The following is a 14,759-nucleotide window of genomic DNA, read 5'->3' as shown; positions in this document are numbered from 1 at the left end:
TTTGGCTTAGAATGTTACGTCAAGTCCAAGAGTGAAATATTCCGGGATAGGTCCTGAATTTTCAGGATCCCAAAAATCCCATTGAGGAGCATAGTAGCCTACATTTCTGATATTGAAGTATACTCTTGCATTGGTCATACTAGCCTTTTCCACCATATGTTTGGGGAAATTGTATGCCATAGAAATGTTTTCCAGACGGATGAAAGATCGTTTACGGTAAACATTGAAGCCTGATGCGCTCCCTTCACTTGAATACAATCTTGCCCATTCATTATTCGGATTTTCCTCGGTCCAATAGGGTGTGACATAAGAACTGGTTCTGTCCAAAAACCCATCTCTATTTTTCATCTGATTGAAGGATCCCATATGTCCCCAGTAAGAATAGATCATAAATGAAAGATCAAAGTTTTTGAAAAATGTAAATTCATTTCTCAAACTCCATCTATACCTAGGCTCTGTATATCCCTGGAACTGCCTGTCAGCATTTGAAAAAAGACCATCACCATCCACATCCTCAATTTTAAAATCACCCGGCTTCACACCATACTCTCCGGCAGCTTCTTCTTCATCTGATTGCCAGATCCCTAATGTTTTGTAATTCCAAATTTGATCAATAGCGTGACCAATAAACCATCCATTTGAAATATCATCTAACTCCTCTCCATTTTCATCTAAATCCCCGTAAAGACTTACTATCTCATTCCGGTTCAATTGGAAATTGGCAGTTGTCCTCCATACGAAGTTTTCTCTTTCATAATTGGATGAATTCAATGTCAACTCGAACCCTTTATTATCCACTTGCCCCAAGTTGTCATACACGAAATTGAACCCGAGGAAATCAGGCAAACTTCTTTCCACCAGCAAGTCTGTTGTAGACATGGTGTACATCTCGATAGTACCAGAAAGCCTGGTTTTAAGCAAAGAAAAATCAATCCCCAAGTTCAATGATTGAGTTCTCTCCCATTGAAGATTGGAGTTTTGCATCCTGTTTACATAGAGTTGATTAACCAAATAAAGCTCTCCGTCAGGTCTTTGGTAAAAATACTTGCCAGTATTAAGATCAGAAAGGGCTACATACCTACCAATGTCTCTATTCCCATTACTACCCCAGGATAATCTCAATTTTCCGAAATCCATCCAATCGATATTAACAAAATCCTCATCAGAAAATACCCATCCTACAGCGGCTGAATAGAACAATGCGCGCGGATTACTCTGTCCAAAAGCTGAATAGCCATCCCTTCTTACAGAAAGAGTAGTGGAGTATTTGCCATCATAGGAATAAATCAATCTACCCATCAAAGCATCACCAGTGCTATATTGGTCATTACTCGAAACAATGGGGTTAATTCCTCCCCCTACATTATGAAACCCTAATCGATCGTGAGGTTCAAAACCATTATTTGACATGGTATTGTCCCAAGATTGGAATTTTTCAGCATTGGCTAAGAATGTTGCATTGAAATCGTGTTTTTCACCAAAAGTCTTTTGCCAAGTAAGAATATTATCTATTTGCCAATAATATTGCTTGTAGTTTCTTCTGGAAGCAACTCCACCTTGTGCACCCCATTCTGCATGCTCAGCAGACCTATGAATAAACCGATCACTAAATTGCAGTCTTGGTGTAAAATTTGTCCTGAAATTAAAACCAAAAGGTAGCTTTATGGAAGCAAAAACTGTTGTATTGATAGTATAAGACTTTTCATCTCTTTCGGTAAAACTCATATTATAAAAGGGATGATTTCCCCCACTGGCCTCATCGTTTGGTCTCCATTTATAGGTTCCATCCTCGTTATACTCTGATCCCCAAGGCGATAATGTTCTATACAATCCCCAACTGGTATATAGGGGTGCTGGATCATCACTAATTGGCACATGACTATCGTCATTGGCGGCAAATTGAGCATTGATCCCAACAGAAAGCCATTTATTTACTTTTCCTTCCAAATTGAATCTCGTTCGGATTGTTTCATATTCATCACCTATGATAATCCCTTCGTTATTCAAATAGCCAACTGACCAATAGTAATTAACATTTTCGGTCCTTCCCGAAAGGCTGACAGTATAATCTTGTCTGAAACCTGTTTGAAAAATTTTATCTCTCCAATCTACAGAGTTTCCAGCCTTATAATTTTTTATTTCTTCAGGTTGCAAATTCAATCTCTGTAACCAAACAGTAACAGGGTCTCCAGAAGAACCATCATAGGCCATCCATTGCTCTAGAGATATATCAGAAGGTAAAGTTCTAGGATCAGAAAATTCGTAAGGCTCATAACCACCAGCATTTATACTTTTAAAAACATCCTCTCTCCAACTAATAAAGGCATCTGGACCATATACATCGGGAAATGTAGCCATGGTTGCCAGCCCAGCATTCACATTGAATTTGATTGTAGGTTTACCAATGGTTCCTTTTTTAGTTGTAATAAGAATTACACCATTGGCGGCTTTCGCCCCAAAAACAGCCGCCGCACTAGCATCTTTTAATACTTCTATATTTTCTATATCATTTGGATTGATATCGGCGAGTTGGCCATAGTAAATAGCACCGTCCAAAACCAATAATGGGCTGGTACCTGCATTTAAGGAAGTCCTACCACGTATTTGCAATGAACCACCACCTTTTGCTGAAGTACTCATTCCAACGTTTAGTCCCGCGGCATTTCCACGAAGGATATCCTGAACTGAGTTCGGATTTTCATTTTCTAATTTGACTGGATTTACAGTAGATACAGCTCCTGTGACATCTCTTTTCTTCGCGCTACCATAACCGATCACAACTACCTCTTCCAAATCGGAAGTATTGGGGGTTAGTTTAAGATCAATAACTGTTTGATTGCCGATTTCCATCTCTATAGGATCATATCCTATAAATGAAAATACCAAAACTCCAGATTTAGGGGCCTGGATAGAAAACCTCCCATCCAAATCTGTGGTTGTGCCTGATGTAGTTCCTTTTAATAAAACAGTTACCCCAGGCATTGGAGTATCTGTCTCATCCACAACGGTTCCGGAAATTTGTACATCCTGAGCTATAGTGGTCAATGACCAAAAACAAAAGAAAAATACAAATAACCAGATTTTAGTGTAAAAATTTCTTTTCATAAGAAAATGGTTAGACATGTTAAATTGGATAAAGTTGTTAATTGTCCTATTAAGAATTCTTAACATCTTAATTTATAAAAAATAGGCCGCGTGGCCCTATTTATCTTCGCAATCGATTTCGAGAGAAATTCATGCTTTTTACCAAAAAGCTATTTTAAAAAATATTTTTTCTTTGTTTTATTATATTATTTAAAGTATTGAAGTGAATTTTCTCCAGAAAAATTGAATTAGTATGAGCTCTCTTTTTGATAAGTTAGTTGTAGGTTTTCAGTTCAAAAAGCAAATTCTTATTGATAACAAGATGTTTCTATTAGCAAAATAAGAGCTCCCAATTTGGGAGCTCTTATTTATTAAACGAAGAATTTCAATTTGATTACTTCCTTTTCAGAAAGGAATCGGAAATTACCTCGTTTCAAATCCTTTTTATCTAATCCTGCGAACATCACCCTATCTAATGCGGTCACTTCATAGCCTAAATGAGCGAAGATCCTTCTTACTATTCGGTTTCTACCGATATGGATTTCAAGACCAAGGATGGTTCTGTCTTTAGAAAGAACCTGCATGTCATCGACGTTTGCTGGACCATCTTCCAAAGTCAACCCTTCCAAAATCGCCTCTTCATCCTTTTTGGTCAATGGCTTATCCAATGTTACCTGATAGATTTTTTTGATCTCATTGGATGGGTGTGAAAGCTTTGCTGCCAATTCCCCATCATTTGTAAATAGTAATAGACCTGTTGTATTTCTATCCAATCTGCCCACTGGGAATATTCTCTCCTCACAGGCATTTTCTACCAATTTCATGACCGTTTTTCTTTCCATTGGGTCATTAGTAGTGGTGATAAAATCCTTGGGCTTGTTCAAAAGGACATAAACTGGCTTCTCAGGATTGATTCTTTTCCCTTGATAAACCACTCTATCGGCCTTTTTCACTTTGTAGCCAAGCTCTGTGATCACCTCATTATTGACAGTAACCAAGCCTTGCGCAATCAAATCATCAGCTTCTCTTCTGCTACAAATACCTGAATTGGCGATGTATTTATTCAATCGAATCAAGTCAGAAGTCTCTGCCCCTTTTACTTTCTTGGATGGAAGTGCATCAAAATTATAATCAGGCCTATCTTGATCCTGATCCATTTTCACAGGTCGGTTTTTTCCAAACCCTCTTTTAGCTGGACCTTTTGAAAAAGATTTTACTTCTTTATCGCCGTATATAGGCTTTTGATCCTTACCTCGACCTAAATAAGTTCTCTTTTTGTCACCTCCAGAATTGGAAGAAAATGAATCACCTTTCCCTTTTCCGAAAGATTTTCTCCCCCTTTCAAATCCTTTGGATTCTTCAGATTCCTCATTTTTAGATGAAAAAAACTTCTTCTTTCCATCAAAGGATTTGTTGAAAGGCTTTTTAGAATCATCCTGAAAACGAGAGGTCTTTTTCTCGAATCGATTCTCTTTTTCAAACTTATTAGAAGGACCACCTTTTTTCCAGTCCTTTTTCTCTCCAAATGAACTCTTTCCTGAATCCTTAGATTTGGAAAATTTACCTTTTTCGAACTTCTTGGAATCTCCTGATTCCTGAGAATCATTGTTGAAAAAAGGCCTTTTGGAATTGTGCTTTTTCATAAGTATGCAGCATCACTGCTGTATTTAGTTAGTTAAAATAAACAATTGGAATTCAATCGCTTAATTGGGCTGCAAAGATACAGGGATTCTACGGATTTATATTCAGTCCGTTCAAAAATTACTTGTTTTTATAATAATACTCTGTGGCCTTCCTCACAGAACCTTCTGATAGCAATAATTTCTTCGCTGTCTGCTCGTCAAGGCCTGTGGCTTCCATGATCATTCTTGTTCCTCTATCTACAAGCTTCGCATTAGAAAGTTGCATATCTACCATTTTATTCCCCTTCACTCTACCTAACTTAATCATAACAGTAGTCGAGATCATATTTAAGACAAGCTTCTGGGCTGTACCTGCCTTCATTCGAGTACTTCCTGTCACAAACTCAGGACCTACCACAACCTCAATTGCATGTTTTACCTCTTTGCTTAATGGAGAATTAGGATTACACGTAATACATCCTGTTAACAAACCTTCTGATTTTGCTCTTTTGACACCTCCAATAACATAAGGAGTCGTACCAGAAGCAGCTATTCCAATAATGGTATCATCTTCATTGAACCCATATTCCTGAATATCCACCCAAGCTTGGTTGGGATCATCTTCTGCATTTTCTACAGCTTTTCGGATCGCTGAATCTCCACCGGCAATCAATCCCAAAACCCAATCATGTGGCACACCATAAGTAGGTGGACACTCGGACGCGTCCAAAATACCCAATCTTCCAGATGTACCGGCTCCTATATAAATCAATCTTCCACCTCGTTGCATTCTAGGTACAATCTCCTCAACGAGAGCAGTAACTCTAGGAATTACCAGCTTTACAGCTTCAGGCACCCTATGGTCTTCTTTATTGATGTTTTCCAACAAATCCTGGACGCTCATTTCGTCCAAATTGTCATAATGAGAGGTACTCTCTGTTACTTTCATTTGATTTTGTTTTGTTGTAATAGCTCTAAAAACTTCATTTAAGAAATAACTTCATTCCAATTCGAAATGCATTATCCTTCAATGAATTCATAGTTTTTCTTGATGGTAGAGTGTAAGTCCAGCAATCGGACTTTCGATGATGATATTTACATTCAAGCCTCGATCAATCGCGGCCTTTCGAAGTATATCAGAATTATAATAAGCAATTGAACCTACGAAATTGACCGGTTTTTCATGGTGATTTTGATATCGACAAACATGCGTGTCAAAGAAATCCTGAAAAGAGTCATAAAAGAGACCATAGCAATAGGGGTTGGTTTTATGTTCTGTGATAAACCTACAGAAACTTGCCATATACCTATTTGGAAAAGGCTTTCTATATACATGTTCCTGAATGGTATTAGCAGTCAAGTGAAATTTATCAACCAATTCCTCCTTTATTTCAGACGGCATATCTCCGTTGATAAAATCACGTAGAAATTTTCTCCCAACATATCCTCCTCCACCTTCATCTCCCAATATATACCCCGGAGCTGGTCTTGAATCTATGATGTTTTGCCCATCATAGTCACAGCTATTGGATCCTGTTCCAAGAATACACGCTATCCCTGCCTTATGTCCACAAGTTGCATGTGCTGCAGCGGCCAAGTCATGGTCCACAGTGATTTTGGCACTTGAAAAAATAGTTCTTAGTGCTTGTTCTACTTCCAACTTTCTTTCGGGGGAAGAACAACCTGCACCATAATAATGGATCTCTGAAATTTCACTTTCAATATTCACTAAGAAGTCATGTCTCATCTGAATAGCCATTTCTTCAGAAGTTTGGTAATAAGGATTAAACCCTACTCCCCTATGCTGAGAAATCTTTCCATCCTGATGAATAACTCTCCAGTCTGTCTTACTAGATCCGCTGTCTGCAATTAAAATCATACTAAATCAATCGTCCTATGGGCGAAAATTTTTCAAATACTTTTTCTGTATGAGGAGCATCTTTCAGTTCCTCGGTCAGGTCTTGACCTGCCCAATGCTCGTAATGTTTGCCTGTTTTCCATAATCTGGATTGAGTCACCTCATAGATAATCCCCTTGTATGCTATCCAAACTTCGGGTTTATCTTGCCCATTACGAAGTGCAAGCTGTTGGCGTGTAATCTCTTTCATTAAAGCAATTTGATCTGGGCATTGATCCACCTCTCAGGAATCTCCCCTTTTTGAGCTACTTGATAGTCAGAATAGCTACATGGAACAGTACTTACCCGATCAAATTTTTCTGTTTCATTATGGGGGATTTCCATCCACCATTTACCACTCCTTTTACTTTTATAAAACACCAGGGTGTTAGGCTGAGTATCTAATGAGACATTGTACTTGATATAATCACTGCTTTTGAAGGAAAGACTATCCTTTCTCGAATAAAAGCCTTCAATAAAATACCAGATCATCACTGCTGTCACTTTCGCAGTTTTGTTGGAAGCATCATCGAAATAGGGATCATATCCATAAATACCGATAGAGCTCAATTTTTCATTCATTCCTGCAAACCAACAAATCTGACAAGCTTCTTCCGCCGTCAATCCAAATGGCTGAGGGTCTATCGCACCCGGAGCATCAGAAGATTGAATCGCACACAGGTCAAAACTAAGGAAATCTGCATTTCTTATAAGAGGTTCGATTTCTTTGAACTCCTTCCTCACCACACCCAATCTCATATGATCAAAGTATAATTTCTCAATCACATTAATCAAATTTGGATCAACCAGAAAACTTTGATAAGCCAAATGAGAATAAGAAAACAAGAAATTTGGCTGGTGGAGAATAATCTCTTGAGTATGCTGATCAGAAAGGGGTCCGTCTTCCTCCATATCCAACTTGGAGTCTATTGTTAGCAAACTCACCAATTTTTTCATTTTTTGGTAAGACAGATATTGTCCATAATCCAAATCATGAGTACCCCCTATGTAAATAGGAAGTATTTGTTGCTTCATGAGTGCTTCTCCAACTTTTTGGATCCGCTCATAAGTCTCTTCCAAAGTATCCCCGGGAATCAAGTCCCCCAAGTCAGCAACGCGATAGGGTCCTACTCCTCTTTTTAAATCAAATAACTTCTCACGAATTTCCAGAGAGGCCCTTTCTACGCTTTCAGACTTCTTTATCCCTCTTGCTTCCTTCAAACCTACCAAGGCAATTTGAATACCCTTTAAATCAGGGAATTCTTCTCCATACCAATGGATTTGCTTGAAGAATGAATTGTCAGGATACTTCTTTTGCCAAAGAAACTCAGGTACTGGTTCGAAAAAAGATTGAATATTCATATGGGTGTGATCTAGGGTAAAAATAATCAAAAAAGAGCCAAAAATTAAGCCAAAATTTGAAAGAACTCAAATTCAATCCACCTTGTGTATCAAAAAAATAGAGCAAAAAAAAATCCCGCCGAAGCGGGACTTGTATTTTTAGATTAACCACCGAAGTCGTCAAATCTGATATTTTCGTCTGGAATACCCAAATCTTCGAGCATTTTCAAAACAGCTGCGTTCATCAATGGAGGACCACATAGGTAGAATTCTACCTCATCTGGCTCAGGATGATTTTTCAAGTAATTGTCATACAATACTTGGTGAATGAATCCTACATAACCATCACCTTCTTTGTCTTCCAAAGACTTTTTGATCTTCCAATTATCTTCAGGAAGTGGCTCAGAAAGTCCAATATTGAAGCTGAAATTAGGGAAATCTTCTTCGATAGCTCTGAAGTGAGGCACATAGAACAATTCCTTTTTAGATCTACCACCATACCAGTAAGACACTTTTCTATGCGTCTTTTCTGTATGGAATAGGTGGAAAATCTGAGCTCTCAAAGGAGCCATACCAGCACCACCACCGATATAGATCATTTCTCTTTCGGTTGGATTGATATGGAATTCACCATAAGGGCCTGAAATGGTCACTTTATCACCTGGCTTTCTAGAGAATACATAAGAAGAACAAATACCTGGATTTACATCCATCCATCTATTATTAGCTCTGTCCCATGGTGGAGTCGCGATACGAATAGTTAACATCACGATATTACCTTCCGCTGGGTGATTAGCCATTGAATAAGCTCGGAAAATCTCCTCATCATTTTTCATGACAAGATCCCATAGACCAAATTTATCCCAATCACTTTGATAAACATCAGCTGGGTGCCCCAACTCAGGATGTGGAGTAATATCCATTTCCTTGAAGTTTACTGTGATAGAAGGAACGTCGATCTGAATGTATCCACCAGCTTCAAAATCCAAAGTTTCACCTTCTGGAAGTTTCACTTTAAATTCTTTGATGAAAGTTGATACGTTGTAATTGGAAATAACTTCGCAATCCCACTTCTTGATACCGAAGATCTCTTCAGGAACGCGGATTTTCATATCCTGCTTCACCTTCACTTGGCAAGCCAATCTTACATGGCCTTGCTGCTCAGCTCTACTTAAGTGACCAACTTCGGTAGGAAGAACTTCTCCACCTCCATCTTCCACTACGCACTTACACATTGCGCAAGTACCACCTCCACCACAGGCAGAAGGAAGGAAGATTTTTTGGTTACCTAGAGTAGAAAGTAAGCTAGTTCCAGCTGCAGTGACAATTGGATTGCTTTCGTCTCCGTTGATAACAATTTTCACATCTCCTGAATTGACCAGCTTAGATTGGGCAAACAAAAGAATAAATACCAGTAGCAGAATAATAACAGTAAATGCTACAATGGACGTAATAATTACAGAACCCATGAAATTTTGGTTTAACTTTTCTTATGGATTGATTCCCTTTTTGGGTGCACAAATATATCTATTAATCAATAAAACAGGCTAAAAAGCTTCTCAAATTTGCCTTCTTTGATCTTTAGATTTATTTAAAACTTGTGATTAATTGTTCAAGAGGTTCAACAATACTGTCAACCTGTTTTTTAATTGCCTTCTATCAATGATAAAATCCAAAAATCCGTGTTCCAAAACGAACTCAGAACTTTGGAAACCTTTAGGCAAATCCTTCCCAATTGTTTCGCGAATTACTCGAGGACCGGCAAAACCAATCAAAGCTTCCGGTTCAGCAATGTTGAAATCTCCTAGCATTGCATAGGAAGCAGTAACCCCCCCTGTGGTAGGATCGGTCAAAAGTGAGATGTAAGGAATACCAGCTTCACCCAAAAGTGCCAACTTCGCAGAAGTTTTTGCCATTTGCATCAAGGAAAATCCTGCCTCCATCATTCTAGCTCCTCCAGATTTGGAGATCATCAAGAAAGGCATCTTGTTTTTCAGGGAGTGATCAATAGCTCTTGCAATTTTTTCACCAACAACAGACCCCATAGATCCGCCAATGAAATTGAAATCCATACAAGCTACAACGATATCTAACCCATTCATTTTTCCATAAGCAGATCTAACGGCATCATTCAATTCCGTCTTTTCGATGGTAGCCTTGATTCTGGAAGTGTAAGGTTTGGTATCAGTAAATTTCAACGGATCCCCAGACTTCATATCCTTGTCAAGCTCCGTGAAAGTATTGTTATCAAAAAGGATTTCGAAGTACTCTTTGGATCCGATTTTCACATGAAAATCATCATCAGGGCAAACAAAAGCATTGTTTTTCAGCTCTCGCGTATGGATGATGTTGCCATTGGGCGTTTTGAACCACAATCCATCCGGTGCATCTTTCTTCTCTGCAGTGGAGGTTTTGATCCCTTTGTCAGTTCTTTTAAACCAAGCCATATTGAGTTTTTAAAATGATTTTTGACGAGTCAAAGGTTACAAATTTAGACCTAAAATCCGTTAAATAAAACCACCCAAATTTAAAGCTGACCGAACAACCCCAAGTTTTCCGCTCAATCCTGTATTTTAAATTCCTTTTGAAGGGCATGAAAATAGCCTTAGATTTGTTTTCGATCATTGTACCAAATTATATAATACCCAAATAATCATCTATGAATCTTGCTATTCTATTAATCATATCAGCTATCATATTGATTTTAGCCTATAGATTCTATGGGACATTTGTTTATAAAAAATTTGGTCTTTCGGATAAAAATGTAGCTCCATCACATACTCATAGAGATGGCGTAGATTATGAACCCAGTAAGCCAATTGTGGTTTTGGGTCATCATTTTGCATCAATTGCAGGTGCCGGACCGATCGTAGGACCTATTATCGCGGTGACTTTTGGATGGATTCCGGCTGTAATTTGGATTTTGGTAGGCGGAATATTTTTTGGTGCTGTACATGATTTGGGAAGTATGGCTGCATCACTCAGAGCAGATGGTAAATCCATTGGGGTGATTATCCGAAATCAAATCGGCTTGAAAGGGAAACAGTTATTTATCCTTTTTAGCTTTTCTACCCTTATCCTGGTAATTGGAGTATTTGCTGACATCATAGCTAAGACATTTGTTGCAAATCCAGGTGTAGCTTCAGCTTCTATTTTGTTTATTTTCCTAGCCATCGGTTTCGGAATTGTCAACCGAATGGTAGGAGATAAAAAAGTGGCATTTATTATCATCTCTATAATAGGTGTGGTTTTGATGTACTTTTTTGTCTATCTCGGAATGCAGCTTCCATTTGTCCTAGATTATAAAATCTGGATTTTGGCTTTGCTCGCTTATGCCTTTATAGCATCTGTAACTCCTGTAAGCTTATTGCTTCAACCACGCGACTATCTCAACAGCTTTTTGCTTTATGGGATGATGATCGCTGCCATTTTGGGAGTTTTCATTGCCAATCCAGAAATCAAAATGAGCAATGAAATCACGGTTTCCACAGAAAATCTCGGGTATATTTTCCCTGTTCTTTTCGTGACGATTGCCTGTGGTGCAATTAGTGGATTTCACTCTTTGGTAGCATCAGGAACCACTTCCAAGCAATTGGATAAAGAATCCGATGCGAAAGTTGTCGGATTTGGAGGCATGCTAATTGAATCGTTCTTGGCAATCATTTCCGTTGGCGCTGTGGTGGTTTTGACAAAAGGCGAATACATGGAAAGACTTGCCGGAGAAGGGCCTGTCGCTCTTTTTTCTACCGGATTGGGCGGAATGATTTCTACTCTTGGGATTCCGGAAGAATTTGCGGTGGCATTCGTTGCCTTGACCGTTTCTGCTTTCGCATTGACTACCTTGGACACCTGCACTAGGCTTGCTCGATTTACTTTACAAGAATATTTCGAAGACCTTCCTCAACCAGCAGCAAAAAAAATCGCTCAAAACAGGTATATCTCTACCAGTTTGGTAGTCATCTTCTCAATCCTGCTACTTCTTTCAGGCGGATTCACCACACTTTGGCCGATATTTGGATCAGCCAATCAACTCCTAGCGGCATTGGCTCTCTTAACAATCGCAGTTTGGATGATTCGCAAAAAGCAAAACGCCCTATTTGTGACTATCCCTATGTTTTTCATGTTTACCGTAACTTTGGCTTCTTTGGGGCTTTTTGCCTGGAAAAACTTCCAAGATCAAGTTTATGTACTTTCACTAATAGCCGCTCTTTTATTCATTTTGGCTATTTCCCTAATGGTCTTGGCTACAAAAAGTATAAAAAATGAGATCAAAGAACCCGCAAAGGCTCTCTGATCTCTGATTACATTACTAAAAATTATCGGCTCCATCCATCTTTGCCCGATCGATAGAATATTGTGCGGCATTGATTCCTTGAGTAGTACCAACTGTGGCATCAAAGGTCCAATGGATTCCTCCATAAACTCTTGAGATAGCGGCTTCTTTGGCCCATCCTCTCACTTTGTCTGCTTCATCAGGAAAAATATATGCTAGAACTTCAGCTCCTGCTGCCGAAAACACAGAGTGACCAGAAGTATAAGAAGGAAAATTTGGTGTGCCCGCTATGGTTTCAAATCCTTCAATAGTCTGAATAGGACGTGGGTAATGGTAATAATACTTCGCATCCCAACAGCTAATTCCCGCATCCATAATGGCCATATTCATGTAAGCCATCGTCCTTGCAGATCGAAGCGTATTGAACTTATTTTTGACTATGAAATCATTTGCAAACTCATTCCAATGACCCGGAGGCGTATAGGTTCCCAAACCATCCTGCCAAAAATTGGCGATTCTTCTATACTCTTCGCTATGCTCAGCCAAATAGCCCTTGAGAATTTTTACATCTTCCTCGTATGCTGGTGAACCAGGGGTAGGTGGTACAGGAGGCCGAATAGCTTCTACATATGGAACATTCCACATTTTCACTTTACCAAAAAGCGGTGTCAAACCCACTGGCCTTACGGGCGCCTCTTGATTGATCCATTTCCAACCAAATCGTTCAAAAGCAGCATTAGCAATAGAGTCAGATACAGCTTTTGAGGTTTGGGCATTTTTCATCCCATCAGTAGAAGCCCTTGTCAATGCCAAAGCGGCAATTTCTTCACCTATTTTTACTCCCCCATCGATATCACTCTGGACATTTTCTCCAGACAAGATTAAAGTTTCTAAGTGTTCACTCACCTTAGAATTCAAATATTCAACCTCTAAAGGAAACATAGCTTTTAGTATTTCAGCAGATGCAACAGCAACCACTGCTCCATCTGACGGGTAGGAAGGAATAGGGTTTTCCTCATAGGCATGCTCGATTTCCAAATCCTGCAAATAAGGAGAGGCTCGATTGTATTGATACTTATAGTGCCAAGCTGTAATCAACCCGTCGAACTGAGCTACTGACATATAAGCTAAGGCCCTACTTGCATAAGGGGGGTGGGAAAAAGGGAAAACAGGTGGTCCCTCTGGGTTGTTGGGATTTGGCAAAGTATAGGATCCATCCTCATTTGGTCCCGGTATTAAATTATACTTTGCAATTAATTCCAGAGCGATCTCATTCCAACGAACGACGGGGTTATTGGTCCAATGAGCAAGGTTCTTTTTCTGTTGAGAGGTGATTGTTGCAATTGCGGTTTTCACATCTTTCAATTCTGCTTGGTATTCCGAAGAACTAATAGGCATCGGTTCAGAAATTGTTATTTCTGAACCGCTGGAAATCAATATCGGAGTCCAATCTCCACCATTTTCATCCAAAGATGAAAAGACATAATTTTCATATTCCAACTCAGTCCGAAGATCTTTCGAACAAGAAAACAAAACCGCTAAGGGAAGTATTATATAGATAAGATTGTATAATTTTCTCATGACTTGTTGTTTAAAATCCAAACTGATAAGTCGCTCCAACTCCAAATGAGGTCATTTTAGGCGCATTTCTTCCAGCTACGTTTTGATTGAAATAAGTAAGAACTCCAAGTCCTTTGATTTTTGGAAAATAATAATGAGCAAAAGCTCCTACCCGTGTCATGTCAACTTTATTTGTAGGTTGAGGTGCATTATAAGGTCGAATGTCGTCACCTGATGTGGATGTCTGATTACTTGCAGAAAGCTCTACTCGAAGCGCATTTTGGAAAAACCATTTGCCCAAAGCCAAATCAAAATTCCAGGAACTAGGCACATCCATCCAAGGAGTGTAGTAGCTTCCATCATTATAATAATAGGTTCTCTCTGCCTCAGTATAGCCTTTCCACACATAAGCAATTGCTCCCCTACCATAAAATCCATTTTTCAATTGATAGTGGACAATTCCTCTCCAAGCAATTTGTGGAGTGCCAAGCCCTAAACTATAGGGCTGGTAATCCGACAGATAATTAGAAACAGGGGAGGAAAACAAAACCGAACCATACAGGGAAAAATCTCCCTTGTCAGATGAATTTCCCAAAGCTTTGTACTTCAAGCCGATGGAAAGGTCTTGAACTCCGAAAGTTCCAGCAAACTTTCCCCCGTTTGGTGTAGTGGAGTTTGTAGAAACGTAAGGCAAACCAGCATATACATCCAGTTTTTCTGTTATCCCATATGCTGCCATCAGCATAGCTGTCTTTCTTTGAACCGTGGCTATGGTTTCATTTTTTCTTAGAAAGTCTCCTTCCCAGTATTGATTAAACTCTCCATATTCATAGTTGAATAATAGGCAAAATTCATTCTTTGGCATCATCAATTCATCCGTCGGAGACTGGGCTGATGCATTTATAGTAAACCCGAGAATGATGCCTAAAACACCAGTCAGGTTCGTTAAATATCTTTTCATTTTGATTTTTTTAGGCCTTCA

The 14,759-nt window shown here is 39.0% G+C and carries 11 protein-coding genes; 1 reads left to right on the top strand and 10 read right to left on the bottom strand.

Annotated elements, in window-relative coordinates; translation table 11 throughout:
- Positions 1-6 precede the first annotated feature (6 nt).
- The 8 genes from O0V13_RS13720 to accD form a co-directional block, all read right to left on the bottom strand.
- Positions 7-3,105: a SusC/RagA family TonB-linked outer membrane protein gene (locus tag O0V13_RS13720; RefSeq protein WP_268035536.1), complete on the bottom strand. Its 3,099-nt coding sequence runs from the start codon at positions 3,103-3,105 to the stop codon at positions 7-9.
- Between the two features lie 350 nt (positions 3,106-3,455).
- On the bottom strand, positions 3,456-4,727 hold the full coding sequence (locus tag O0V13_RS13715; protein WP_268035535.1) for a pseudouridine synthase: 1,272 nt from the start codon (positions 4,725-4,727) through the stop codon (positions 3,456-3,458).
- Positions 4,728-4,845: 118 nt separating this feature from the next.
- Entirely contained in the window at positions 4,846-5,655 is an 810-nt protein-coding gene (gene murQ, locus O0V13_RS13710; protein WP_268035534.1) for an N-acetylmuramic acid 6-phosphate etherase, read from the bottom strand.
- A gap of 87 nt (positions 5,656-5,742) precedes the next feature.
- Entirely contained in the window at positions 5,743-6,585 is an 843-nt protein-coding gene (locus O0V13_RS13705) for an N-acetylglucosamine kinase (protein ID WP_268035533.1), read from the bottom strand.
- A 1-nt stretch (position 6,586) separates the two neighbouring features.
- Positions 6,587-6,814, bottom strand: a complete 228-nt coding sequence (locus tag O0V13_RS13700; RefSeq protein WP_073572507.1) for a cytochrome b5 domain-containing protein — start codon at positions 6,812-6,814, stop codon at positions 6,587-6,589.
- Positions 6,814-7,965: a formimidoylglutamase gene (locus O0V13_RS13695; protein ID WP_268035532.1), complete on the bottom strand. Its 1,152-nt coding sequence runs from the start codon at positions 7,963-7,965 to the stop codon at positions 6,814-6,816. Before O0V13_RS13695 ends, O0V13_RS13700 begins: the two co-directional genes overlap by 1 nt.
- 143 nt (positions 7,966-8,108) lie before the next feature.
- Positions 8,109-9,413 (bottom strand): NADH:ubiquinone reductase (Na(+)-transporting) subunit F, encoded by a 1,305-nt coding sequence (gene nqrF / locus O0V13_RS13690; RefSeq protein WP_268035531.1) that lies wholly within the window; start codon positions 9,411-9,413, stop codon positions 8,109-8,111.
- Between the two features lie 135 nt (positions 9,414-9,548).
- The gene (gene accD, locus O0V13_RS13685) at positions 9,549-10,391 is read right to left on the bottom strand and encodes an acetyl-CoA carboxylase, carboxyltransferase subunit beta (RefSeq protein ID WP_073572504.1); all 843 of its coding nucleotides are present in this window, start codon (positions 10,389-10,391) and stop codon (positions 9,549-9,551) included.
- A gap of 212 nt (positions 10,392-10,603) precedes the next feature.
- On the opposite strand from accD, the gene O0V13_RS13680 reads away from it, so the two are divergent.
- Positions 10,604-12,238 (top strand): carbon starvation CstA family protein, encoded by a 1,635-nt coding sequence (locus O0V13_RS13680; RefSeq protein ID WP_268035530.1) that lies wholly within the window; start codon positions 10,604-10,606, stop codon positions 12,236-12,238.
- A 15-nt stretch (positions 12,239-12,253) separates the two neighbouring features.
- On the opposite strand, the gene O0V13_RS13675 is transcribed toward O0V13_RS13680, so the two are convergent.
- Both O0V13_RS13675 and O0V13_RS13670 read right to left on the bottom strand, forming a co-directional pair.
- On the bottom strand, positions 12,254-13,798 hold the full coding sequence (locus O0V13_RS13675; RefSeq protein WP_268035529.1) for a phosphatase PAP2 family protein: 1,545 nt from the start codon (positions 13,796-13,798) through the stop codon (positions 12,254-12,256).
- A gap of 10 nt (positions 13,799-13,808) precedes the next feature.
- Positions 13,809-14,738, bottom strand: a complete 930-nt coding sequence (locus O0V13_RS13670) for a transporter (RefSeq protein WP_268035528.1) — start codon at positions 14,736-14,738, stop codon at positions 13,809-13,811.
- Positions 14,739-14,759 lie beyond the last annotated feature (21 nt).

The organism is Algoriphagus sp. PAP.12 (genome assembly GCF_026652115.1).
GTDB lineage: Bacteria > Bacteroidota > Bacteroidia > Cytophagales > Cyclobacteriaceae > Algoriphagus.
Note: the sequence above shows the minus strand (reverse complement) of the source record. Positions and strands in the feature narration are given on the sequence as shown.